Here is a 24,158-nt window from a genome sequence, read left to right as displayed (position 1 = left end):
ATATGTAAAGGCTAGTTTGTAAAAACTAGCCTTTTTTTATTTTTGTACTATGACTTCAATTCAAGAATTATATAAGGTTTATAAAAACTCCACAGGTGTTTGTACTGATACCCGTTCTATTACTAAAGGATGTTTGTTTTTTGCATTAAAAGGGGCAAGTTTTAATGGTAATTTATTTGCGACAAAGGCCATTGAGGCAGGAGCTCTAGCTGTAGTTGTGGATGATGTGTCTGTAGTGGATGGAGAGCAATATTTTTTTGTGAGTGATGTGCTAAGGACTTTACAAGACTTAGCTAATTACCATAGGAATACCTTGGATATCCCTGTTATTGGAGTAACAGGAACTAATGGTAAGACAACAACTAAAGAATTGATCAAATCAGTTCTGGATCGGAAGTTTGAGGTATTGGCTACTGAGGGTAATTTTAATAACCATATAGGTGTTCCATTGACTTTGCTTTCCATTAAGGATAGTTGCGAAGTTGCTGTCATAGAAATGGGGGCAAATCACCAAGGAGAGATTGCTTTTTTGTGCGAAATAGCTGAGCCTACAATGGGATTAATTACGAATGTTGGTAAGGCGCATTTAGAAGGGTTTGGTTCTTTTGAAGGAGTTAAGAAGACGAAAAGTGAGCTATATAAATTCATTGAATCTAAAGCTGGCCTTTTATTTGTTAATAAGGAGAATAATCATTTACAAGGAATGTTAGGAGAGGGTGCGGATTTATTCTATTATGGTGCGGATGATACTTGTGAAGTGCGTTTTGTTTCTGTTGAATCAAGCCCTAATTTGGCTTTTAATTGTTTTGTTGATGGAAAAACGGTTCATGTTAAATCGCATTTAATAGGAGGCTATAACTTAGAAAATGCCCTGGCGGCAATATCTATTGGAAAGTATCTGGGTGTTAGAGTAGATGAAATTGTTAAAGCAATTGAAGAGTATGTACCCAATAATAACAGATCTCAATTAATCACTACAGAGCATAATAAGGTGTTGTTTGATGCATATAATGCTAATCCTACTAGTATGGGTTTAGCGGTAGGGAATTTTCTTTCGCTAGAAGAAGATAATAAAGTGATGATACTTGGTGAAATGAAAGAGCTGGGAGATGATAGTGAAAAGGAGCACTCAATACTATTAGATAGTGTTAGGAAGAATGGTGAAGCTAAAGTATTTCTGGTAGGTGATCAATACACGACTATTATACGAGCAGACGATAATTTTAAGTGGTTTAATTCTGTAGATTTACTAAAAGCATACTTACAGGATAATGCTTTGCTTGATTCGTTTATCCTTGTGAAGGGGTCAAGAAGTAATAAGCTTGAAGGTCTAAAAGAAGTGCTTTAAAAGATATCTTCTAGTTGACTATACTGTCTTCTTTTTTTAATGAAAAATTGTACAACTATTGAGCGGGAGTATATTTCGGGGTGTTTATTAATTTTTGTGTATTTGAGGTTTAGTAATCGCTTCTTATACATTGTTCTAAACAAAGAATAGAAGCTAAAATGCGCTTTTAATACAGATAGGAAGTTGTTAATTTCGTTTGAAGCTAAGAACTTTATTGCCGCAATCCCATCTAGAAGCATCCGTTGGATAAGCTTAATAAATAGTTTGTTTTTAGCTATATTTTTAGTCAATAGAAACAAGTTATTGCGAAAATTTAGATACACTTTTTTAGGGTTTGCATAATCAAGTGTAGCTCCTCCTAAATGGTATACTTCGCTATTGGGTATATATTTGATATCCCAACCTCTATTTTTTAGACGCCAGCACAAATCAATTTCTTCCATGTGAGCAAAGAAATCCTCATCCAGTCCTCCTGTTTCAAAATAAAGTTTACTACGTATCATTAGAGCTGCTCCACTAGCCCAAAATATAGAAGAGGACTCGTTGTATTGTCCTTTATCTTCCTCTATTTGATTAAAGATGCGGCCCTTGCAAAAAGGGAATCCATATTTGTCAATATAGCCACCCGCGGCCCCTGCATATTCAAACTCTGTTGGTTGTCGGTAGCTTTTTATTTTAGGAACACAAATGCCCGTTTGGGTATTCTCATCCATTTCTTTAATTAATGGAGGTAACCAGTCTTTTGCAGGCGCTATGTCTGAATTGAGTAGAATAAAGTATTCTGCCTTTACTTGATTTAGGGCTCGATTATATCCACCTGTAAAGCCATAGTTTTTGTCCAGTGAAATAATTTTTATTTCAGGGTATTCATTGTTTAAAATATCAATCGATGAATCCGTAGATGCATTATCAGCAACTATTATTTCAACTCCGTCGACATTTGAATATTTGATAACTTCTGGAAGAAATTCTTTAATAAGTTTTTCTCCGTTCCAGTTTAATATTACTACAGCTACTTTGGTCATGCTTGTTTAGGTGCTTCGTTTCGTTTATGCTTCCATCTTTTGTGCGACCAAAGCCATAATTCAGGTCTTTCTTTGATTAAATCTTCGAGGTGTCTATTGAAAGTGTTAGTAATTTCAAAATCTTTAGTTTCGGTAGGATTTTCAAAAAGAGATTCAATTGTGATGTCGTAATATCCGCGCTTAACTTTTTCTAATCTGAAAAATACAACGGGGCTATTGGTTTTTACTGCCATTTTTTCTGCACCAGTATGCACTGGGGTGTCTTGATTTAGAAAATTAACATAGTGCTGTATTTTGTTTTTTCGAGGTGATTGATCCGATATCATACCAATTAGGAAGCGTTTGTTTTCCATCCTCAATTTATGCATTGATCTATATGAAGCTTTCATGGTAAAATTAAGTGTACCCCATTTAGACCTTATTTCTAACATGTACTTATCGTACTCCTTACTTCTAAGGGGTTGATAAACTTGACATCCTTGTGATTTAATAGATAGATTCATTGAGGGCATCCATTCCCAGTTGCCATAATGACCTAACATGGCAATTACATCTTTACCTTCGTTGTAATATCTGTCTATTAGTTCAGTGTTTTTAAATCGTATTCTTTTGTGGAGCTCCTCTTCTGACATTCTATATATTTTAAATGTCTCGAAAAACATATCGGCCAAGTGTCTGAAAAACTTGTTAGAAATTTGTTTTAATTCCTGTTCTGATTTTTCTGGAAAAGAATTCCTCAGGTTTTCCAGAACTACCTTTTTACGGTAGCCAGAAAGCTTTATTAAATAGTAAAAACCATCAGATAGAATGAATAGAAACCAGAATGGTAAATACCCAATTAGTTTAATAAAAAAGATGCCAATTTTTACGCCCATTTATATTACTCCTCTGTCATTATTTGTTTGATGATTCCTTTTAATTCTTGGTGAATAAATGCGTTGCTTGAAATAATTTCTTCGCCATAAATAAAATCATCCCCTCCTTTAAAATCGCAGTTATCGCCGCCAGCTTGTTTTACCAAAAAAGCGCCGGCAGCAACGTCATAAGGTTTTAAGCCATACTCGTAAAAACCTTCAAACCTACCACAAGCCACGTATGCCAAGTCTGTAGCAGCAGAACCAAGTCTTCTTAGTCCGTGAGAATTCTTCATAAAGTAATCCAGAGACTTCATAAAGCCACTCATCTTACTGTAATCGGAATATGGAAATCCTGTAGCTAATAAACTATCAGCTACTGATGGAGCTTTAGAAACCTCAATTTTATTTCCATTTAAGAAGGCATCAGCTCCCTTCCAAGAGTAGAAGCATTCATCCAACCCAAGTTCGAAAACTACGCCTAAAACAATTTCATTTTTATCTTCCAAAGCAATGCTAATGGCATGTGGAGCTAGACCGTGAATAAAATTGGTTGTGCCGTCAATGGGATCTATAATCCAGTTGTAACGTTCTCCAACTTTATCAGAAGTCCCTTCTTCAGCAATAAAGCCTGCTTCTGGCAGTAATTCAGATAGTTTAGCCACAATTCGTTCTTCAGATCCTTTGTCGATATGAGTTACAAAGTCATTTTTGCCTTTCACTTCAATGCGTTTGGCTTTGGCTGCTTCTTCTCTGATGTATTGTCCTGTTTTCTTTGCCAATTCTGTTACAGAATGGCATAAAGTGGCTAAATCCATGGCTAGTTTATTTACACGCAAATCTAAGAAATCAATCCATTAATTCCACATCAAATACCATCTCATCAGAAATAAAGGATTTTAGTTTAACCTTTTGTATCGTATTTTTTAATGAAGCATCAAATGGAACCTTCACTTTTAGGTAGTTTTCTGAAAAACCATTCATCATTCCTTCGTTCTCACTTCCTTCTAATAGTACACTAGCTGTTTGTCCAACAAACTGATTGTAAAAATGGCGTGTCTTTTTATCTGAAACTTGATGGAGAATTTGGCTTCTAAGTTTCCTTTCGGGGATAGGAACAACATGTTCTATAGTCAACGCTTTAGTATTTGGCCTTTCTGAATAAGTAAATACATGTAGTTGAGAGATATCTAATCCGTGAATAAACTCTAGTGCTTCATTAAAATGAGCGCTTGTTTCACCTCTTACACCAACTATTACATCCACTCCAATAAATGCATGAGGAATCAATGATTTAATTTTATCAACTCGATGAGCAAACAATTCGCGATTGTACTTACGTTTCATTAATGCCAAAACCTTGTTTGAACCGGATTGCAAAGGAATATGAAAATGTGGCATAAATTTGCTAGAACGTGCTACGTATTCTATAATTTCATCCGAAAGAAGGTTAGGCTCTATACTCGAAATTCTAAATCGTTTTATCTCCTCAACTTTATCTAATTCCTGAACTAATTGAAAAAAAGTTTCATTGGTGCTTTTCCCAAAGTCGCCAATATTTACACCTGTTAAGATAATTTCTTGAGCACCTTCTGAGGCAGCTTTTTTAGCCAGCTCTATGGTTGTTTTAATATCTGCATTTCTGCTTTTACCTCTGGCCAACGGTATAGTACAATACGAACAGAAATAGTCACAGCCATCTTGTACTTTTAAAAAAGTACGCGTTCTGTCGCCCATAGAGTATGACGGAAAGAACTCTTTATTGGTCATGATTTTGCCTGCATGTACCTCTCCTGATGCTTTTTTCTGTAAATCGCCCAGGTAATCTGCCATCTTAAACTTTTCGTTGGAACCCAATACAAGGTCAACACCTTCCATTTCTGCAATGGTTAAGGGTTTTAGCTGAGCAAAGCATCCGGTTACCACAACAAAAGCATTGGGGTTTTGTCTGATGGCCTTTTTTATTGCCTGACGACACTTTTTATCTGCAATTTCAGTTACCGAACACGTGTTAATAAGATATACATCGGCAAATTCATCGTATTTTACTTTAATAAAACCTTCTTCAGTTAGCGCTCTGGCTATTGTTGAGGTTTCGCTAAAATTTAACTTACACCCCAAAGTGTGAAACGCAACCTTCTTCTCTAAAAATAACGACTTATCAATCATTTTAATTCTTTCTCCTTTTTATAAAAACACATCTGGGTAATCATGTTTCTGATTTTGAATCAGAAAAAGCGCACAAAGATAATGAAAAGTAACAAATTATGAAGAAGGAAATGGGGGTATAAAAAAGAGCCAGAAAATAATTCTGACTCTTAGGATATTTAAAGTGAATGTTATTATAATAAATCGCTGGCTAATTCGGCTAGATAACTGCGTTCTCCTTTAATTAGGTTAACATGTGCAAAGATATCTTGCCCTTTCATTTTCTCCGTTAAGTATGCTAAGCCATTGGATGTTTTATCCAAGTACGGAGAATCAATTTGCTCGATATCACCAGTGAAGATGATTTTTGTTCCAGCACCAGCTCTGGTGATAATTGTTTTAACTTCGTGTGGGGTTAGGTTTTGAGCCTCATCTACAATGAAGTATACATCGGATAAGCTTCGTCCTCTAATATACGCTAAAGGAGTAATGACGAGTTGTTCATCTCGTTGCATTTCTTCAATGATGATATTTTCTCGACTTTTATTTCCATGACTGTGCTTTATTACACTCAAGTTGTCAAAGAGTGGTTGCATGTATGGGCCAATCTTATCGTTTACATCGCCCGGTAGAAAACCTAAATCACGATTAGCCAAAGGCACAATAGGACGAGCCAACAGAATCTGCTTAAAGCTTTTATTTTGCTGTAGCGCCGCGGCTAATGCTAATAATGTTTTTCCAGTACCAGCTTTTCCTGTAAGTGAAACAAGTTTTATATTCTGGTTCATTAATGCATTTAACGAAAATGTCTGCTCTGCATTTCTTGGCTCAATGCCAAAAGAACCTGATTTTTCTACCCTTTTTATAAGTTTGTTGAAAGGGTCAAAATAGGCCAGTACACTTTTGTTGGTATTCCTTAAAACAAAATACTGGTTGGCAGGTAAATCCTGAATTGGAAATTCTTCCTCAGGAATACCATCCGATTGGTATAATTCTTCAATAGCTTTTGGATCAAAGTCTTCATGAATTTGAACACCTTTATCTAATACATCGATATCTTTTACCTTGTCGGTAGTATAATCTTCGCTGTTTAAACCAAGCGATTTGGCTTTCATTCGAAGGTTAATGTCCTTGGTAATGAGTGTAACAACTCTAGTATTGAACTCTTCTTTCACGTAGAGTGCAATCGCTAGAATTCGATGATCTGCAGATTTTTCAAAGAAGGAGTCTTGCATCTCCTTTGTAAAAGGCTTACCTGTTGCCACAAACAGTTTTCCCTGTTTAGGACCAAGAGGAACACCTTCATTGAATAGCTTTTCGCCAGAAATTTTATTTAAATCGCGAACGAATTCTCTAGCCTGATAGTGAATCTGATCATTACCTTTCTTAAATTTGTCGAGTTCTTCAAGAACAACAATAGGTAGTATAACGTCGTTATTTTCGAAGTTGTATATACATTTGTGATCGTGTAACACCACATTTGTATCTAGGATAAATACTTTTTTCTTCTTAGCCATATGCAGAGGTTTTTAGTGGTTGAACATATTCTAAATATATTTAAAATTTCGTGGAAAATACGGTGTTGAGGAGTTAAATATTATGAATAAAAACAAAAAATAATGCAGTATAGTGAAGTTTTAGATTTTCTGTTTTCGCAATTGCCAATGTACCAGCGTGCGGGCAAAGTGGCATATAAAGCAAATCTGGATAACACCCATCGGTTAGATGATTATTTTAATAATCCACATAAAAAATTTAAGACGATACATGTAGCAGGAACTAACGGTAAAGGGTCGGTTTCGCATTGCTTAACTTCGGTTTTAATGGAGGCGGGGTATAAAGTAGGTTTATATACTTCTCCTCATTTAAAAGATTTTAGAGAGCGAATTAAAATAAATGGAGATTGTATTTCGGAGGATGAGGTAGTTGATTTTGTGAATGAGCATCAAGGCATCATAAAGGAAGTACAACCTAGCTTTTTTGAGATGACTGTAGCCATGGCTTTTCAGTATTTTGCCAAGCAAGAAGTTGATGTTGCTGTTATTGAAGTGGGCTTAGGCGGACGTCTGGATTCTACAAATGTTATAAGACCTGAAGTTTCGGTAATTACAAATATAGGCCTGGATCATACTGCTTTATTGGGTGATACTTTAGAGTTAATAGCAATAGAAAAGGCTGGTGTAATTAAACCTGATACACCTGTTGTTATTGGGGAGTCGAATGAAATAACGAAACCTATTTTTAACGAGGTAGCTTCTCGTAATTCTGCTCCAATTTATTATACTGACCAAGAATGGGATATTCCTGTGGCCATGAATGGTGTAGATGCTACTCAGGTTTTACAAGTTTATAAAAAAGATAAATTGATATACGCCGATTTAAAGTTAGACTTACTAGGTGTGTATCAACAAAAAAATATAAAAACCGTATTGCAAACTATTGATGTTATTGGTTCTAAAGGATTCTTAATAGGGGAGAATCATATTTATGCAGGACTTAAAAATGTGATTAGAAATACTGGGTTAATGGGAAGATGGCAAGTGTTGGGGGCTAATCCTGCAATAATTTGCGATACAGGCCATAATGTTGAAGGCGTTTCGCAGTTGGTAGAGCAAATAAAACAAACAGCGCATAAAAACTTGCATATTGTTTGGGGAATGGTGAATGATAAGGATATTACAAAAGTGTTGCAATTATTACCGGCTAATGCCAATTATTATTTTGCAAAACCTAATATTCCGCGAGGATTAGATGCAGAGGAACTAAATAGGGAGGCCCAAAAAGTAGGTTTGCAGGCGCTGGTTTGTACTTCGGTTAATGATGCCGTAAAAAAAGCAAAAAAAAATGCAGCGTCTAATGATTTGATATTCATTGGAGGAAGTACTTTTGTGGTAGCTGAGGTAGTGTGATTTTAATAAAAAGTTTTGCAGATATAAAAAAGACTCCTATATTTGCATCGCTTTTGAAAACAGGGGCAACGGATTACAAAGGTAATTTGGTCAATGTTTTAAAAAGGGCGATTAGCTCAGTTGGTTCAGAGCACTTGGTTTACACCCAAGGGGTCGGGGGTTCGACTCCCTCATCGCCCACTCACTTTATTGAAAAGTTCGAAAGCATTTCGGGCGATTAGCTCAGTTGGTTCAGAGCACTTGGTTTACACCCAAGGGGTCGGGGGTTCGACTCCCTCATCGCCCACTAAAGGTCTACAGATTTTCTGTAGACCTTTTTTGTTATATGCTATTCTCCTCTCTATCCTAATACGGGATCACTTTCGGAAGTTGTATCTAACAAAAAAAGCTAAAGTACTTCGTGTTGAAATACATTAGCTTTCTGTTTTTTAGAAGAATTACTCTTTTTCTTTTGTATCGAACCTTTGAATATAATTATATCCAGTTCTCCAATGATCTCCACCGTATTTATGGCATAGTCCCCAACGAATTCCCTCAGTTGGACTTTCATCATGGTTATCTGTGCGGAAAATACCGAAAGCCTTAGGTGTATGTGGATTGATTTTGCCCATTATTTCAAAATTAATGCCATCAGGTGACCACTGAATAGTATGTCGTTCGGGACCATCATCAGTATGGATAAGGGCAATGCCGCCTTTGTATGGCCAAACACAAACTTCATGTCCACTGTTAGTAATTGGGTTGCAAGGCGATTTGATGTACGGTCCTGTAGGGCTTTCGGAGATAGCTACTCCCCATTTAATTTCACGTTGTCCATGCATCTTCTCTTCGCCCATTCGTTCTCCTTTATAGTACAGGTAAAACTTATTATTATAAAACATTAAACAAGGATCATGAACTTTATGGCTATCAAAATCACCTTTTTTTAATACTTCATCATGATCTCCTTTGTCCCACTGGCCGTTGTTGGTTGGTACCAAAATAGGCTGAGCTAATTTTTTAAATGGGCCATCAGGAGAGCTGGCTACAGCCATGCCTACGGTGTTTTTTACTCGGTGAATATAGGGGTTCTTTACGCATTGGTATACCAAGTAATACATACCGTTGTGTGCTAATATTTCTGGTGTAAAAACCGAAGCATCGTCGAATGCGCCTTTTACTCCTCTTTCTACAGCGGGTCCATGTTCTTTCCATTTCCAACCATCTTTGGATGTTGCATACCACACATCACATTCATCCCAAGGAAAGAATTTTTCTTCGCCACCTGGCCTGTAGCGAGTACCTCTGGTATAATAGGTGTAATAGGTTTTGCCCACTTTTATCACAGCACTCGGATCTCGACGTATCATAGTGGTATCTACAGCAAAGTCGCCTTTAAGTTTTGCTTGCTCAAATTGCAGACCCCAGCCTTCGTTTTTAACAAAGCGCGTTTGGTTATAAGCCTTAGGTGTTTCAATATAATCGCGCCATCTGGCTGTAGCTGCACTTGTTTTTCGAGGAATCAATAGAACTTCGATGCTATTGTCAGTAAGCGAAAACGTTTTTTCTTGAACGATAAAAAGAGAGTTGTCGAATACTAAGCTAAAGGTATTGTCAGCAGAAATATCGAGGTTAAAATTCCCGTTTATATCCGTTCTGGTAGATATTGTTTTATGCACATCTGTGATGAGTACATTAGGCACAGGATTCATGGTTTCAGCATGCTTTACTGTTCCTTTAATGTTAGTTGCTTGGATGCATGCGCTAGACAACAAGTACACGCATATGAATAAATAGGTGAAAATATTTTTCTTCATTTCTAAATGATTAATATATAATATATGGTTTTTATTTTTTAGGAAAGAGGTAGTGTAAAATAAAAAGTTGAGCCTTTATTTACTTCAGATTCTACCCAAAGTTTACCACCCATTAGCTCAATCAATCTTTGGCAGATGGATAAGCCAATACCAGTACCTCCGTATAACACCTCTGATTGATATTCTATTTTCATAAATGGGTCGAATATTTTTTCTATGTTTTCCTTTTGGATACCAATACCGGTATCGCTTACATAAAATGTTACCTCTGATGTAGTACTATTAAAGCCCACTTCAACTTTACCTTCTGAAGTAAACTTAATGGCATTACTAATCAGGTTGTTTAATACTTGCTTAAACCTAATGGCATCATTACATAGTTCAAGTTGAATATCTTTTTCGTGGTAATTAAAACTGACGCACTCTTTGGTGAGTTTAGAAAAATGAATTTTTAATTCACTAATCACGGAATCGACGTTAAATATTTGTTTGTTGATTTTTACCTGATTGGCCTGAATTAATGAAATATCCATAATGTCGCTAATCAGTACCAGTAACGATTCACAGTTTTGATTGATGATTTGAATAAAATAGCTGCGGTCTTCTTCCGAACCAGAGGCCTCTAGTAAAGATGAAAATCCAATAATGGAGTTCATTGGAGTTCGTATTTCATGGCTTAGGTTGGCTAAGAAAGCAGTTTTTAAATTATTAGATTCTTCCGCCTTTTCTTTAGCCTGCTTTAGCTCTATAGTCCTTTTATCAACAATAATCTCCAGGTTATTTCTGTGCTCGTGCAATTCTTCATTCTGCGATATAATCTCCTCTTGTTTTTCTTGCAACAGAGAGTTGGCTTTTCCTAAGGCAGCAGTTCTCTCATTCACTTTCTCTTTGAGTTCTTTTTTCTGTCTTTTTAATCGCTCTGTTCTTAACCATATAATGTATAGAATTAGGGCTATTAATGTAATAACGCACGCCAGTACAAACCATAAGGTTAGATAAAAAGGTGGTTTTATAGATATAGGTAAGGTAAATTCATCATCTGCATTAAAGTTTAAGCCCGATTTATTCCCAGCTCGTAATCTAAAGGTGTAATCACCTGGTGCTAATCCAGTGTAGTTGGCCCACCTTCTGTCCGAATTGGTTTTTACCCATTCCTTGTTAAAGCCTTCTAGTTTGTACTCGTATATTACCTTTTTAGGAGATGAATAATTAAGAGCAGAAAACTCCAGGGTGAAATCGTTGATGCTATGCGGAATTTCTAGTTTGTCTACTTCCCATATTTGCTTTTGGATAAGTGAGATGCCTTCTATTTCGTCGCCTGGAGATACTTCTCTGTTAAATACTTTTAGGTTTGTAACAATAGGTTTCGATTTAAAGGCCATATCCTGAATATCCTCTGGGTAGAACGAGGTAAGCCCCTTGGATGTACCCAGGTATATTTTACCATCGGTGGTTTTGCAGGATGCGGTTGTGTTAAATTGATTAAAAGCAATGCCATCTTCCTGCGTAAAAAAAGAAGTTTTTTGAGTATTAGGGTTAAACTCTACCAGACCACCATCTCCCGATAGCCAAAAGTTACCCTTCTTGTCGGGTGTAATGCTATACACGGCGCATGCCGTTTCATTGCGCTCTATTTTAAATCGAGTAAACTGCTTTGTGATGCGGTTAAATTGATCCAGACCTTCAGATGTTCCTACCCATAATATTTCGTCAGATTCCTCATAGATAGCATAAACCGTATTGCTCGATATAGAATTGGTATCGTGCCTACTGTGATGAAAGTGCTTAAATGTATTAGTTTTTACGGCGTAGTGCCCCAGTCCACCGTTTTGCGTTCCTGTCCAAACATCTTGATCCTTAGTCATGCATAGATATCTATAGTAACTATTCTGGCTAAAGTCCTTTTCGTATAGGGTAGAGTGGTTGGTCAGCTTTCCTGTTTTTATGTTTTTCTCTACCAAGCCAAACGAAGTACTGGCAATCCATAAGTTACCATTGGTATCGCAAAGTATTTTTCGAATACCCCATCCGTTAAAATAGTTGTTGTTGCCCGATAAATGGGGCATGGACGAATGGTATTCGAGCTCAAAACTGTCTGGGTTTATTTTAACCATCTGCCCATCATAAAACCCAAGCCAAAGGTTTCCGTCTAAATCTTCAGCCATAGCCGAAGGAGCTTTGAATATTAGTTTGGTTTTATCATGAGAGTTAAATGGGATCGTTTTATACGAATTGTCTTTAGGGTTGTAGCATGTAATCCCCTTGCCAAAGCAACCTATCCAAATTCTTTTATTTGAATCTTCAAATACCAGGGTAATATTTTCTCCACAGATAGATTGATTTGGTTTGTTAGATAAAGGGTAGAAGTTTTTAAACTTGTTTTGCATTACGTCCGCAATGTCAATGCCTTTTCTGTTTACAGCAACCCAAAGGTTATCTGTTTTATCCACAAAGGTCATAATAACATTTTCGTCTCTCAGGCTATTGGGTATGCTTTGATCAATGTTGTAGTTATACAAATTACCTATGCTGTCAATTCGTCTAATCCCTTGCGAGCTGCTCACCCAAAGGTTATTTTGTTTGTCTTCGCTAAAGGCTATAGGACCAAATTTATTCGGATCCTTAAATATTGGGTATAACTTCTGTACTGTGGGCGATCCGGTTGAGTCATCTATTTCGAGCAAGCCACTTTGGGTACTATCTATATAGCAATAAAACAATCCGTTTTTCCGACGTTTAAAATTACTGATGTAACTCTTTCTGTTAAGATGGTACAGGAGTTTTTGCTGTTGTATATTATAGCAGTATAAACCTTTACCAGCGATAGAAAAATAAAGGTTGTTGGTAGTTGGGTCAATATATAAATTTCTTTGCCTAAAAAGGGTGTTGAAGGCTGGTTGTTGCGTGAGTTGGGCTAGTGTTTTAATTTGCTTTGAGGTAGTATCTAATCTTGCAACTCCTCTTGCGGAGGCAAACCAAAGCCCATTTTTATCGTCAAAACACATGCTAAATACCTTATTGTTGGGGTAGCTGTGTTGGGTAATGGAGTCGGGGAGTACGTTAATGAATTTATCTTCGGCATCCAGATAATAATAGATGCCTGCGTTTGTGGCAATCCATAAAGTACCCTTGCTATCTTCGGTAAAATGATAGGGTATATTGGCTTTAAGCGAGCATGTGGTATCTGCGTTAGGTAAAAAATAAGAGAATTCCTCGGTGGAAAGATTCATCTTATTGAGGCCTTTTTCCTGAATAATAACCCATAGATTACCTTTTGAATCGGCATGTATTCCGCTAACCGACTTATCGCTAATAGAATTTTTTTTAGACGAAGAGGGTTGAAAGTTTTTAAAAGAGTAACCATCAAATCGGCTTAAGCCATTGTTGGTGGCTATCCAAATAAAACCGTCTGTATCCTGATTAATACCAAAAACTAAATTATGCGGTAGGCCATCGTCGGAGGTAAGTGGAGTAAACCTAAGATCCTGTGCATATATATCTGCATAAGCAAAACAACAAAGGATGAAAATTAAGAATATGCGACCCATAAGTACTCTTCAAATAACAACTGTTTCAACTATAACCAGTTTCTGGTGTTTCTCTCCACTTCCTTTCAGAAAATCGTCTTCATAGATAGTTAAAATTATATAAAAAACCAAGTTTACTATAGCATGTTATATTCCGCTTTATTGCCAAAGCACACAACTGTTGAAGACTTTGTGTTGGGTGTTAACTAAAGCTTTGTAAGTGAATGTTAGAGAGGATTTGATACGCGTTTTTAGCAGTTGGACAAGCTTTTTACAAACTAGGACACGGCTTACTGATAAAAGCACTTTGTTTAGGTATAATAATTATGCAGGGCATAGTTGTCTGCTTTTGGAAGTAATGGATAGTAGTGAATAAATAAAAAGATAACGCATGAAAAAGTTTACAGGAATACAACAAAAGGCTTTTGTTATAGTCGTGTTGTTGTTTGCTATGCATATGGCAAACGGGCAAAATTATCCGATGTCGGATCCACGAAATAGTGGAAACTGGATTTTAAATGAAAATATAAGTGACGAGTTTAACGGAACGGAGTTGGATAAAAGCAAATGGTGGATTTTAGGCGAAAACAACGATTACAGAAGCAAATGGAAAGGTCGCGCGCCGGGGCAGTTTGCCGCGCATAATGTTAAGGTAGAAAATGGTAATTTAGTGTTGATGAGTCGTTGGGATCCTGATTTTAATTTTGCCAACGAAACCAATAACGGCTGTTATTACGGTGGTACTTCAAGTGCTCCGGATAAAAGTAAACCCATAACGCAGGCCTGTGTAATGAGCGAAACGTTTATTAAGTATGGATACATGGAAATTCGTTGTAAAGCGGCGGATGCACCAGTTACTTCTTCTTTTTGGACAACAGGCTACCATGGCGAAATTGATATGACGGAGAACTACGGAAAAAGACCCATAGGTAATCCTGAAAACAGACCAGAAGAGCTGGAACGTAAATACCGTACAAACCTAATTAGTTGGGATCCGGATAAAGCGCCAGATCATGAAGAATGGAAAGTGGAGGACGTGATGGATGTGCGTATGGCTTCCGATTTTTATGTGTTTGGCTTTGAGTGGGACAAAAATTATATGAAAACCTATTTTAATGGTGAGTTGGTTAGGTATGTTAGCAGACAAGAGTTAGAGGCCAATGACCAATGGAAATATCAGTATCCACACGAAATTTGGTTGAACTCAGAGGTGTTTTCGTGGTATGGGCTGCCGTCGGAGGCTGACCTGGCTACGCCTGCCGAATATCAGATTGATTATGTGAGGGTGTGGCAACGTAAGGTGAATGGTCCTAGCTTTAATGCATTGGGCTTTGAAGGTCCCTTTTATTTTCAGGGAAGAAGCATTGGATGGTGGAATGCGCCCAATGCCAAATGGAGAATGAAAGACGAAAAAGCATCGTGTGGCGAGTTTAGTTTAAGATATCAGCACGAAGGCCCATTTTCGGGTAATTACTCTACCTTTTCTCCGTACGGATCGTTGGATTTACCAAGCGGCGAAAACGAAGTGGAGTTTAAAATTTGGATTGATCCAAGTACCGATATCAATAAGTTAGATATGATGTTGGCCAATCCATGGAAGACCTTATCCTTTGATTTAACAGGGGTAAGCAAAGGCGAGTGGGTGGAAGTAAGCCAAACTTTTAGCCGAAATGCAGCCTCTAACCCAAGTTTAAGCAATGGCGATAGAATACAAATAACTTTGCGTGGTGCCGATGTAAATAGCGCCGAAGCTTTATTTTATATTGATGATATTCGTTTTAACGATGACTCGGATGGTACAGAATGCCCCGCTTGCCCCGAGTGTAGCGAGGAAATTCCCTCAAAGGTTGAAGCTAACTTAATTAAAGACATGCGCATTTATCCCAATCCTGCAGAGGGGATGGTGCATGTAAGTTCTGACGAAAATGGCGTGGTGCAGGTGTATAACCACGTGGGTGTATTAGTAAAGTCGGTAGAAAAAGAAAGTACAGAAAAGGCCATTGACGTAAGCCACCTGACTAAAGGAATGTATTTTGTAAAACTTACCGCAGCCAATAAATATGCTACCCAAAAAGTGATGATTAATTAGTTTAATTCCCTATTATTAATGCATTGGGCTATAATCCAAAGCATATAAACAACAAAGCTCTCTTTTTAACTGAAGAGAGCTTTGTTGTTTACTTTTAGATAGGGGAAGGGGTTGTGTGCAAGAGCGGATAGGACAAGTACTATTTATTTATCAAACAGGTTAGACTGAAATGTTGTTGATTGATTTTTTACCATATTAATTAAATTTTCAAGGTGTTTTGGAGTTAGGATGGTAATGCTTTTATGTTCATCAATTAACTGTCGATTCAGGTCAAACATTGGATTATTTAAGTCCGCTTTCTCATCATACATTACAGCTTGCGAAATGCTATAATCTTTTGCAAATCTCATTGCTAATCTTGCTCCACTATCCAATTTTTCGTTAAAGATATTCCATCGTTTAGCCGAGTCTTGTGCGTAGCTTGCTACTAATATTATTGCATCGCAAAATAAAGCTTGTAATCTATCTCTTTCTTTGTAGCGGCTACTTAACTCCATTGCGGATTTATGTTTGTCAGAGTATTCTGTAATTAAAAGTCCACCTTTTTTAATGATTTCTAATGCTAGACCTTTATTCTTAGCTGGCATAATGTTGTTTAATGGGCTAGGTAAGATAGCTACGGTTAAGCCGCTTGTAAGAGCTTGCTTATGTGCGATGCTATCACATCCTAAAGCTAATCCACTAACAATAGTAACACCTTGTTTTATAATTTCATTAACAATCTTTTGTTCTCTGTACTCAATTGATTCGTCTGGATTAAGAAGGCCAATCACTGCTATATTATTATTATTGATACTTAAAAGATTTATATCGCCTTTGTAAAAAAGGAATATAGGACGTTCACTGTCCTTTACATTTCCTCTATGTTTAGGAAAGTTATTATCACCAATCGCAATTATGCCATCACAACTTTCTTTAAGGTTATTAATTTGATTAATTGTATGTTTTTTTTTGTATTCAAAATCTTCAACAGTTACAGTCTCGACTTGTTTGGACTTGTTGTTTAAAAGAGTAATGATTTCATTTACACTCTCATTGCCAATTAAATTCTTTACAATCCAAGCTCTACCGATTCCTTTGTATGATTTTGTTGTGATAATATTCAATGCGTTATCTGTATATTTCATTTCTAAACATTTTCCTTTTCAAAGATAGTTTTTCCAATTGCATAGAAAATAATTGAATTAGCACCATAATCAATAAGCGTTTGTATCATATCTTCATCAATATTTACTGTTTTAGTATAAATATCATCAATTAATAGAATATTTCTCCCTATGATATTATTAGAAATATTACAAGTAGCAGAACTAATACCGACATATGGCTCTGGACCATCATTTTTATAGCCAGAAATAGGTTTCCTAAGATGAGTAGTCTTTGTATTTGTATGTCGAGTAATATAGTTTGTTCCGTCAATAAAACCATTGTTGACTAATTGAAGTGTCGCTTGTCTTACTGTAGCTTTAAAAAGTAATTGATCTGGTCGATATGTGTTATCTGCCTTTGCTCTTGGGATAACGCAGACTGTTAAGGGATTAATATTTATTTCAGTTTTAATTGTTGGTAAATCATTGATTAGCACCTGTAGTAATTCCTCCTTTGCCTGCTTGATATGGAAGTTTGACCAATTATGGTGCGGGTCATTCTTGAATTTATATAAGTAATTTGGATTGTTTGGAAGTTGATAACCTCCAAAATCTGTATGATAAAAAGACCGAATATCCTGATTTAAATATCTATTTGATTTAATTGTAAACCTGTTCATTGTGATAACATTAGAATTTAATTATGTTTTTAATTGGAATGCCAGTTTTTAAAGCATCGTCTATTTCTCGGATTTCATTTTCAAAAACTATAATCTTATTAACCGATACATTTAATGTTGTGATAGCATGTTGGTATTTGTTAATGTGATTTCCATTTTTTATGGATTGTCTGAAAAATAGATTGTTAAATTTATTAGTAAGATTATGGAAATCTAAAGTCAGTAATGCTCTATCTTCACGACAATTCGTAACTAAAACAGTTTTATTCGTTATTGAATATTGATTTAAAATATCAACAGCCGCACTTTTCAAGGTAGTGTGTGATAGGTGCTTCGAGAAATTTTTCTCTTTATCTTGTATTATTTTTTCATATTCGTTTGTTGTAAGATCTGGAAAAACAGTTTTTAAAGAAGTCCGATTGAATCTAACTTTGGAGTTATATTCAATTTTCTTGTCAATAGAAATTGCAGTTTGTATAGAATTCTTGTAAGATAAAAAATTTGCATAGTCGGTATCAATCAAAGTGCCGTCCATATCAAAAAATAAAATAGATTCAGAATCAATTTTTGGATGTATGTTAAACTTCATTGGTTATTTGAAATTATTAGAATGAATAGTTATTTACGTATATTATTTGTTTTTAGAGGCCAGAATATCAAGTATTAATATTAGTATAGGTTTTTAAGATGATTTTCTAAGATTAATTTTTACGGCCGATCTTTCGCTGGATAGATTTAATGATTAGCTATATTGATCGCAAAGAGCTGCATGAGAGTATTCATTCAGGTTATGGATGGTGTTTTTTGCGATGAAGTGGATGCCGATAAGTCACTTATAAAGTAGAAACAGAGTTTGCTACTCGCTTTTCATCTCCGACTTTAGTTGTATAGTAACGTTGTTCTATACCCCAAAGCAGGTGCTTTAATTTTTCTTCATCTGAAACGGTAAATGTCTTGGCTGTTTCATCGAAAGGTATGTTGGCACAATAACCTTTTATATAATCAAAGATGGTCGTTTTTTCAGTTGGCGAAAATGAATTTAAAGTTTCTACAGCCATTGCAATTCTTTTTCTATTTGCAGTGCCAACGTTATTTGCTTGAAAGTTATCCTCTAAATTAATAAATTTTTCATCCAAGAATTTTTCAGTTTCCTCTTGAGTAGCTTCTTTATATAGTTCAGATATACCTTGAAATATTGTAGTTATAGAAGTTAGCTTTTTGAAATAAAGTATGTCATTGTTAATGTCATAAATGGCATCTGCATAGTTGTTTACAATAATGATTGGAGAATCCTTTTCAAGTGTAGGTGTATCAGAAATTTTAAACCAACTTTTATGAAGAACTTGCGACGAATTTACCTTTTGGAAAAAAAAGTATGAGGTATTGTTGTCATGTTTTTGAAAAGCCATCAAGTATTTGATTTTATCTTGTTGTAGCTTGGATATGTTATTGTACTCTGTTGAGCTAAAATCTTTATTTAATATATCAATTGAATAATCAGTTGTCTTAAAGTTGGGGATATGAAACCATTCATCATCTTCTAGTTTATAATCGCTGTCATATTCTTTAGGATTATCTAGGTCATTAGGGAATGGATAAATCTCGTCTGCTTCAGAGAATACTTTCAAGGTTTTATCAGATTTGCCTCTTTGTTTTATTTCAGCTAATAGGTAGTTCATAGTCATTTTTCTTTATCAATGAAGGTAAAATTGTTTATTCTTTTAAGTTGCTCTAGTTTTATTGAAGATGGACTTTTTAGAGTCTTCTTTGTAATCACAAATATTTTTACTCGATTGGATGTAGTTAAGTAATAGAAATGGTATTTATACAGTAGAAATAATGGATTGAAATAGAGTGTTTGGGAAAAATAAGTAAAGACAAAAAGTATCGAAAATATATACCATAAAGTATTGCAATTACCAACACCAAGCGCCACAAAAAAGTATCCTAAATAACTTGGTAGAAATGCATTATTTGCCTGTTCAACTTCTTCAATATTGTTAACGCTATCATTGTCTAAAAAACGAGCGAGTCCTAAGCTTATAAGGGTTGTAGCTATAGGTAGAAGAAAATATAAAATGTAGGAAATCCAATCTGGAATTATACTGACATCATGGTTAGGGAATAGCTTCTCCCAAGAAATGATATACTCATCTTTAATCCAAAAGACGACTAGCAATAATGATGTTGAGTTAAATGTAAGTAATATGCGGTATAGCCAATTTACCATATATGTCTAGTTTTAGATGCTTCTTTAAGTATTTTAATTTGAATTGGTCTCTTTTGACAATAACAAGGTTCTCTCTTTTCTAATTAAGAAATGCTTTTCCATAACTGTGATTGAGAGTATCACCCCCCCCCCTCCTAAATCAACTTATCCTGAAAGTCGATATGTCCTTGTGCGCATGTAAGGGCATCTTCTTTGTTTGTAATATTTTCGCAAACAAAAGTCCACGTTATTTTATCTTCGCTTATCCATACGGTGCCATCTTGGGCTTCGTACTTTACAGCATAGGTTTTATGCGATTTTTTAGCCACTACTTGTCCTATTATTTCTCCCATGGCTTATTGTTTTAGTGGGTATTAATGCGTTCCGCAAGCAGCTCTGGTACACTCGCATCTGTTGCCTGCTCTTTTTAATGCATTTGCTTTTACCAACACAGGAAACGGATGAGGCGATTTGCCAGGCGTTCCGTAGCTTGAGGTATTAACATGGCAATGGTGGCATAAAACCTCTGCATTGCTTAAGTCTATACCACCATCTCTGCGTTTGTGGTGCACCTCTAAACCTTTGGTGTTAGTACATCTCATTATATTCTCCATCAATTATTCAACTGTTTTCCAACGCCACTCGTGTTATAAAACCTGGGGCTAATACTTTTTTGAGTAGTACGAATCATTATTTTAGCCAGCCAAATCAGTAAATAAGCTTGGCGAATCTAGTTTTTACCCCAGCCAAATCGCCCTATGCCCCCTTCGAATCATCTTTTGGGGTACACGAATCATAGTATTAGGGTATCCAGATCATTATTTTATGCCCACAAATCAGGTATTTGCTCGTACGAATCAGTTTTTTATAAAGCCGAATCGCTATTGGGGGCTTCACGAATTAGCCCTGCTGCCTTTTGTTGGCATTGCAGGGCATCGTATCAAGAATTTCTATAGGTACTATTCCGTGTCTTCCTGGTTATTTTTAGTGTTGTTCTTTCTGCGTATAAATTCGCTTCGGTAACCTTTTAGTCTGTCTTTATTATCAGCAAACAGGTATTTACCGCAATCACGAATTTCATCTACCGCCTCTTTTAAATAGGTATAGGCCTTATCGCGTAATAACTTTTCTTCTTTAAACTCTTTGCTTTCGCCATTGGCCGCAGCTCTTATCTCACCCATTCTATCACTCAATTGTGCTGCAGTATCCAATAAGGTCATGTCAAATTTAATGGCTGCCAATAGTTCAGGTTTACCTTTGCCTACTACCGCCAAATCGTTTAGGTCTTGTATCATATCTGCATTACCTGTGCCTTCAGCAATCAGGTCTACTGTGCTTTTGGCCTCCTTATCTTTTCTGAAAGCATAATTAAAAGCACTAATTAATTTGTTTTGAAGTTGAAAAGCGGCAGGACTTTCCAGTTTCCAGGCAGTCTGTGCATCTGCCACACTTTTCTTTTCGCCTGTCCAACGGCTTTGCGCTTCGCTTAAAGCGCCTGCTCTGGTAGCTAAAGTATCCATGTATTGCATGTTAAAACCTATGTTTTTAAAGGCATCCATGTCTTTTGTTACCCAGTAATTAAGGTCTTTAGCTTCCTGAATATAAGTATCTACGGGAATGTAAGGCTCTAGTGTTTCTTCTTTTTTAATGGCTTCAATTTCTTCTGTTAGCAGGTTTAAATCGTTTTCTTGCGGCATAACTGTTCAGTTTTAAGGGTTAAAAAAATATATCAGTTTATTATTCAATGCATAAATTCTATGTGTAGGTTATTTTTCATGAAGTATTAAAATCCGATTAATGTCATCAACCACGAAACGGCACTGTTTAATTCCATAGAAGGGTCAACCGGATCTTCTTCGTCGCCCTCCGATGTGTTGGTGCGGGTTTCAACCTTATCGTTTTCCGATTGTTTGTTAGCTAATGCTGATGTGTTTACGCCAATGGCCAGTAGTAGTAATAAGCCCCAAATAAACTTTCTTTTCTTCATTTTTAATGCGTGTTTAAATTGTTTGGCTTAATGATAAACACGTCAGAAGCCCCAAAGAAAAATGTAATGAAGACATTCAGGGGGAAATTGTAAGGTGCAGTAAAGCAGGCTAATAAACCTTAAAAAGACAAAGAGGGGACAGCGAGCTATATTTGCCTATTATTGTAGTATATAGGCTTATAGGATAAAATAGCTGTTTTACTAAAAGAAGGAAGTTTAACGGTTAAATAGCCTGATAGAATAGTATATAGTAGGTGTGAAACTGAAATACTGGCAAGTAAGCCTTATTTTTTTGTGCTATTATTGTTTAAATACGGCAAGAAGTAAGCTTTTAAATCATGTCCTTTTTTTAGCCCAAGTTTAGTTCTAATTCGACGTTTAGTTTTCAGAATACTCGGTCTGTTAATGTTTCTAATTTGAGCAATAACATCATCCGAAATATCGGCGGCAAACATTACCACATATCTTACATCGTCATCCGTTAAAGTTTTAAATTGATGCCTAATGCGTTTAATATGCTCGGCATAGCTGGCTTCAAATTGATCGGGTAATAAATGGGTTTCTCGTTTTTCTTGATCAGAAAGGGTGTAGTTTTTCTGTAGTAGTTTCACTTCGCCAAGCCCCGAAATAAGTTTCTGTAGCTCCAATCGGGCTTCTTTCTCGCGCAGTATTTTCTGTTTATTTCGGTTCATACTCGTAATCCAAACAACCAGTAAAGTTAGTATGATGATGATGGAAATAAGGATGGTATTTTTTTCCTGGTTCTTTAGGAGTGCGGCTTCTTCTTTTAGCACTTTTACATTAGCCGAAACCTCCATTATTTTTGAGAGCTGTCGTTTGGTGCGGTTTAAAAGTATCTTTTCGTTTTTGCGTGCTTCCGAAAGATGATAAAATGCCTGTTTAAAATCGCCCTGAATAGTATCTAGTCGGTAAAGGCAATCGTAGGCATACTGCTTGGTGGTTTGTTGTTTGTACTTATCGCATAATTCTATCGATTTATTGAAGTGGAACCGAGCCTTTTTATATTCCTTTTTTAATAGCAACACATAGCCCTTATGCTGATGTAAGGAGGGCGTCATAGAGGTTTCGGGGTAATCAGAAATACTTAAAGGAATGGCTTTGTCCAGATAATATAAGGCCGAATCTAAAACCCGTTTTTGGCGATAATAGGAACTTATGCTTTTGTATACACCTGCTGCTTTTTTATTTAAGCCCAAATCCATATAGCTATTGGCAATGTGCTGTAGTTGCTTTAGTTTATCTGGGTTTGAATGATTGATGTTGCACGCCAAGTAATCGGCGTATAAATTATTTTGGAGGGAGTTTAACGATTTAATTAAAGCTCGTCCTTTTTCTAGCTCATCATCGGGACTCTCCCTTAAGAACATTTTACATCTGGCTATGCCAAGATAAGCCATGCCTCGCTCGTAAGTGTGTTTTTGCTGGGCTACCTGAATAACCTTTAAATAATTTAGCTTGGCTTGCTCCCAATAACCCGTTCGTTCCGATAACCAGCCTATAATTAATTGCGATTTGGCCTGATAGAGCTTGTTCTTCTTTTTGGTGGAAGCAATGAGTGCTTTCTCCAGATGATGAATGGCACTGTCGGGTTGCGCTTTTTTATACGCCAACAAGCCATGTAAAAAGTGAATGCTCTCCTGGTAATTAGCCAATTCCTTTTTGTTGAATCGGTATTTTAAACCAACCAGTAAATCTTCGCCCTGAGCGGGGTAGAAGTATAGTTTTTCTTCAATATTGAGTAAGTCATCCTGAACCTTTTTATGGGTTTTTTGTGCAGAAATGGTGATTGTTGTATATAAAAAGATTATGAGTAAGTAGACTGGGGGAGTAATTGGTTTACGCATAGTTAATCTGGCTATATTGTACTTATCAAAAGTAATGCATCTTTTTTGATTTTTGCTATACCCATAGTTAATAATCCACCATGTACAATCATCATTTATCTTGTTTTTATGATTTTAGAGAATATAAATAAAGTGCCAATGGTGCTAAAGCCTTTGTATTTATAGAAGATTTTGGATGTATAATTTCCGACGCAAATACAATTGGTATATTAAATATGACGTGTGGTGCGTCGGGTTTATTTTGCTTGTATTCCCAGGGCACCGTTTCACTTGCCCCGGGCTAATATGTATCGCCCACTTCGGGGCTTGATGGGCAGGATGTGGATAAAGCGCCAACGGAGCTAAAGGTATTAGCCTAGGGTAAACGTAGTGCCACCCTAGGTATTTAATGAATCCTCAACCCGACGCATCACGTATTCATTAATCTATGCCAAATTCATTTGCGTCGGAATAAGCAGTAGTTTAAAACCACCTCCCGACTCGTTCCTCGTCGTACTCCTCCTTGGTAATGAGGAGAGCCAATGGGCGTGTTAGAAATATAGATGATGGAAAAGGTTGGAGATGTAAATAAGCGCCAACGGTGCTAAAGATATCAGCCTAGGGTAAACGTAGTGCCGCCCTAGGTAATTAATT

Annotated in this window: 20 protein-coding genes and 2 tRNA genes; 5 read left to right on the top strand and 17 right to left on the bottom strand. The window is 36.3% G+C overall.

Annotation, left to right across the window (positions count from 1 at the left end):
* Positions 1-49: 49 nt before the first annotated feature.
* Positions 50-1,348, top strand: a complete 1,299-nt coding sequence (locus A8L32_RS18345; protein WP_075591149.1) for a UDP-N-acetylmuramoyl-tripeptide--D-alanyl-D-alanine ligase — start codon at positions 50-52, stop codon at positions 1,346-1,348.
* Here the strand turns inward: A8L32_RS18345 and A8L32_RS18340 are convergent.
* The 5 genes from A8L32_RS18340 to A8L32_RS18320 all read right to left on the bottom strand — a co-directional run bounded on the left by A8L32_RS18340 (position 1,345) and on the right by A8L32_RS18320 (position 6,892).
* A complete protein-coding gene (locus tag A8L32_RS18340) occupies positions 1,345-2,373 on the bottom strand; it encodes a glycosyltransferase family 2 protein (protein ID WP_075591148.1) in 1,029 nt (342 codons plus the stop codon). The two genes, A8L32_RS18345 and A8L32_RS18340, sit on opposite strands and share 4 nt — an antisense overlap.
* Positions 2,370-3,248, bottom strand: a complete 879-nt coding sequence (locus tag A8L32_RS18335) for a lysophospholipid acyltransferase family protein (RefSeq protein WP_075591147.1) — start codon at positions 3,246-3,248, stop codon at positions 2,370-2,372. Before A8L32_RS18335 ends, A8L32_RS18340 begins: the two co-directional genes overlap by 4 nt.
* A 5-nt stretch (positions 3,249-3,253) precedes the next feature.
* The gene (locus A8L32_RS18330) at positions 3,254-4,045 is read right to left on the bottom strand and encodes an inositol monophosphatase family protein (RefSeq protein WP_075591146.1); all 792 of its coding nucleotides are present in this window, start codon (positions 4,043-4,045) and stop codon (positions 3,254-3,256) included.
* Between the two features lie 31 nt (positions 4,046-4,076).
* Positions 4,077-5,396 carry a tRNA (N(6)-L-threonylcarbamoyladenosine(37)-C(2))-methylthiotransferase MtaB gene (gene mtaB, locus A8L32_RS18325; protein WP_075591145.1) on the bottom strand — a complete coding sequence of 440 codons (1,320 nt, stop codon included), beginning with the start codon at positions 5,394-5,396 and terminating at the stop codon, positions 4,077-4,079.
* Positions 5,397-5,569: 173 nt separating this feature from the next.
* The gene (locus tag A8L32_RS18320) at positions 5,570-6,892 is read right to left on the bottom strand and encodes a PhoH family protein (RefSeq protein ID WP_075591144.1); all 1,323 of its coding nucleotides are present in this window, start codon (positions 6,890-6,892) and stop codon (positions 5,570-5,572) included.
* A 102-nt stretch (positions 6,893-6,994) separates the two neighbouring features.
* Here A8L32_RS18320 and A8L32_RS18315 point away from each other — a divergent pair, with 102 nt between their 5' ends.
* The 3 genes from A8L32_RS18315 to A8L32_RS18305 all read left to right on the top strand — a co-directional run bounded on the left by A8L32_RS18315 (position 6,995) and on the right by A8L32_RS18305 (position 8,570).
* Positions 6,995-8,284 carry a bifunctional folylpolyglutamate synthase/dihydrofolate synthase gene (locus A8L32_RS18315; RefSeq protein ID WP_075591143.1) on the top strand — a complete coding sequence of 430 codons (1,290 nt, stop codon included), beginning with the start codon at positions 6,995-6,997 and terminating at the stop codon, positions 8,282-8,284.
* Positions 8,285-8,389: 105 nt separating this feature from the next.
* Positions 8,390-8,464 (top strand) — tRNA-Val (locus A8L32_RS18310).
* Positions 8,465-8,495: 31 nt separating this feature from the next.
* Positions 8,496-8,570 (top strand) — tRNA-Val (locus tag A8L32_RS18305).
* A 151-nt stretch (positions 8,571-8,721) separates the two neighbouring features.
* Here the strand turns inward: A8L32_RS18305 and A8L32_RS18300 are convergent.
* Together A8L32_RS18300 and A8L32_RS18295 are read right to left on the bottom strand one after the other, a co-directional pair.
* A complete protein-coding gene (locus A8L32_RS18300) occupies positions 8,722-10,080 on the bottom strand; it encodes a family 43 glycosylhydrolase (RefSeq protein WP_075591142.1) in 1,359 nt (452 codons plus the stop codon).
* Positions 10,081-10,118: 38 nt separating this feature from the next.
* Positions 10,119-13,628 (bottom strand): hybrid sensor histidine kinase/response regulator, encoded by a 3,510-nt coding sequence (locus tag A8L32_RS18295; RefSeq protein ID WP_075591141.1) that lies wholly within the window; start codon positions 13,626-13,628, stop codon positions 10,119-10,121.
* A 370-nt stretch (positions 13,629-13,998) separates the two neighbouring features.
* Here A8L32_RS18295 and A8L32_RS18290 point away from each other — a divergent pair, with 370 nt between their 5' ends.
* On the top strand, positions 13,999-15,696 hold the full coding sequence (locus tag A8L32_RS18290) for a T9SS type A sorting domain-containing protein (RefSeq protein WP_075591140.1): 1,698 nt from the start codon (positions 13,999-14,001) through the stop codon (positions 15,694-15,696).
* A gap of 143 nt (positions 15,697-15,839) precedes the next feature.
* Here the strand turns inward: A8L32_RS18290 and A8L32_RS18285 are convergent, their stop codons facing one another.
* The 10 genes from A8L32_RS18285 to A8L32_RS18240 all read right to left on the bottom strand — a co-directional run bounded on the left by A8L32_RS18285 (position 15,840) and on the right by A8L32_RS18240 (position 23,525).
* The gene (locus A8L32_RS18285; RefSeq protein WP_075591139.1) at positions 15,840-16,823 is read right to left on the bottom strand and encodes a DNA-processing protein DprA; all 984 of its coding nucleotides are present in this window, start codon (positions 16,821-16,823) and stop codon (positions 15,840-15,842) included.
* Positions 16,824-16,825: 2 nt separating this feature from the next.
* Positions 16,826-17,464, bottom strand: coding sequence for a hypothetical protein (locus A8L32_RS18280; RefSeq protein ID WP_075591138.1), 639 nt, complete (start codon positions 17,462-17,464; stop codon positions 16,826-16,828).
* A 10-nt stretch (positions 17,465-17,474) separates the two neighbouring features.
* The gene (locus A8L32_RS18275; protein WP_075591137.1) at positions 17,475-18,053 is read right to left on the bottom strand and encodes an HAD hydrolase-like protein; all 579 of its coding nucleotides are present in this window, start codon (positions 18,051-18,053) and stop codon (positions 17,475-17,477) included.
* A gap of 244 nt (positions 18,054-18,297) precedes the next feature.
* Positions 18,298-19,143 (bottom strand): hypothetical protein, encoded by an 846-nt coding sequence (locus A8L32_RS18270; RefSeq protein WP_075591243.1) that lies wholly within the window; start codon positions 19,141-19,143, stop codon positions 18,298-18,300.
* A gap of 2 nt (positions 19,144-19,145) precedes the next feature.
* On the bottom strand, positions 19,146-19,694 hold the full coding sequence (locus tag A8L32_RS18265; RefSeq protein WP_075591136.1) for a hypothetical protein: 549 nt from the start codon (positions 19,692-19,694) through the stop codon (positions 19,146-19,148).
* 134 nt (positions 19,695-19,828) lie between these two features.
* Positions 19,829-20,026 (bottom strand): hypothetical protein, encoded by a 198-nt coding sequence (locus tag A8L32_RS18260; RefSeq protein ID WP_075591135.1) that lies wholly within the window; start codon positions 20,024-20,026, stop codon positions 19,829-19,831.
* Positions 20,027-20,047: 21 nt separating this feature from the next.
* Positions 20,048-20,287: a hypothetical protein gene (locus A8L32_RS18255; protein ID WP_075591134.1), complete on the bottom strand. Its 240-nt coding sequence runs from the start codon at positions 20,285-20,287 to the stop codon at positions 20,048-20,050.
* A 345-nt stretch (positions 20,288-20,632) separates the two neighbouring features.
* Positions 20,633-21,370, bottom strand: coding sequence for a hypothetical protein (locus tag A8L32_RS18250; protein WP_075591133.1), 738 nt, complete (start codon positions 21,368-21,370; stop codon positions 20,633-20,635).
* 86 nt (positions 21,371-21,456) lie between these two features.
* Positions 21,457-21,660: a hypothetical protein gene (locus tag A8L32_RS18245; protein WP_075591132.1), complete on the bottom strand. Its 204-nt coding sequence runs from the start codon at positions 21,658-21,660 to the stop codon at positions 21,457-21,459.
* Between the two features lie 284 nt (positions 21,661-21,944).
* Positions 21,945-23,525 (bottom strand): tetratricopeptide repeat protein, encoded by a 1,581-nt coding sequence (locus tag A8L32_RS18240; RefSeq protein ID WP_075591131.1) that lies wholly within the window; start codon positions 23,523-23,525, stop codon positions 21,945-21,947.
* Positions 23,526-24,158: the final 633 nt, after the last annotated feature.

The organism is Labilibacter marinus, assembly GCF_001659685.2.
Lineage (GTDB): Bacteria > Bacteroidota > Bacteroidia > Bacteroidales > Marinilabiliaceae > Saccharicrinis > Saccharicrinis marinus.
The sequence above is the reverse complement of the archived record's forward strand: the minus strand, read 5'-3'. Positions and strand labels throughout refer to the sequence as shown.

Coding starts and splice junctions, on each gene's coding strand:
- A8L32_RS18245 (WP_075591132.1), bottom strand. CDS start 21,660: ATGAAGAAAAGAAAGTTTATTTGGGGCTTATTACTACTACTGGCCATT.
- A8L32_RS18335 (WP_075591147.1), bottom strand. CDS start 3,248: ATGGGCGTAAAAATTGGCATCTTTTTTATTAAACTAATTGGGTATTTA.
- A8L32_RS18285 (WP_075591139.1), bottom strand. CDS start 16,823: ATGAAATATACAGATAACGCATTGAATATTATCACAACAAAATCATAC.
- A8L32_RS18340 (WP_075591148.1), bottom strand. CDS start 2,373: ATGACCAAAGTAGCTGTAGTAATATTAAACTGGAACGGAGAAAAACTT.
- A8L32_RS18280 (WP_075591138.1), bottom strand. CDS start 17,464: ATGAACAGGTTTACAATTAAATCAAATAGATATTTAAATCAGGATATT.
- A8L32_RS18255 (WP_075591134.1), bottom strand. CDS start 20,287: ATGGAGAATATAATGAGATGTACTAACACCAAAGGTTTAGAGGTGCAC.
- A8L32_RS18275 (WP_075591137.1), bottom strand. CDS start 18,053: ATGAAGTTTAACATACATCCAAAAATTGATTCTGAATCTATTTTATTT.
- A8L32_RS18240 (WP_075591131.1), bottom strand. CDS start 23,525: ATGCGTAAACCAATTACTCCCCCAGTCTACTTACTCATAATCTTTTTA.
- A8L32_RS18295 (WP_075591141.1), bottom strand. CDS start 13,628: ATGGGTCGCATATTCTTAATTTTCATCCTTTGTTGTTTTGCTTATGCA.
- A8L32_RS18290 (WP_075591140.1), top strand. CDS start 13,999: ATGAAAAAGTTTACAGGAATACAACAAAAGGCTTTTGTTATAGTCGTG.
- A8L32_RS18265 (WP_075591136.1), bottom strand. CDS start 19,694: ATGGTAAATTGGCTATACCGCATATTACTTACATTTAACTCAACATCA.
- A8L32_RS18250 (WP_075591133.1), bottom strand. CDS start 21,370: ATGCCGCAAGAAAACGATTTAAACCTGCTAACAGAAGAAATTGAAGCC.
- A8L32_RS18260 (WP_075591135.1), bottom strand. CDS start 20,026: ATGGGAGAAATAATAGGACAAGTAGTGGCTAAAAAATCGCATAAAACC.
- mtaB (WP_075591145.1), bottom strand. CDS start 5,396: ATGATTGATAAGTCGTTATTTTTAGAGAAGAAGGTTGCGTTTCACACT.
- A8L32_RS18315 (WP_075591143.1), top strand. CDS start 6,995: ATGCAGTATAGTGAAGTTTTAGATTTTCTGTTTTCGCAATTGCCAATG.
- A8L32_RS18330 (WP_075591146.1), bottom strand. CDS start 4,045: ATGGATTTAGCCACTTTATGCCATTCTGTAACAGAATTGGCAAAGAAA.
- A8L32_RS18270 (WP_075591243.1), bottom strand. CDS start 19,143: ATGAACTACCTATTAGCTGAAATAAAACAAAGAGGCAAATCTGATAAA.
- A8L32_RS18300 (WP_075591142.1), bottom strand. CDS start 10,080: ATGAAGAAAAATATTTTCACCTATTTATTCATATGCGTGTACTTGTTG.
- A8L32_RS18320 (WP_075591144.1), bottom strand. CDS start 6,892: ATGGCTAAGAAGAAAAAAGTATTTATCCTAGATACAAATGTGGTGTTA.
- A8L32_RS18345 (WP_075591149.1), top strand. CDS start 50: ATGACTTCAATTCAAGAATTATATAAGGTTTATAAAAACTCCACAGGT.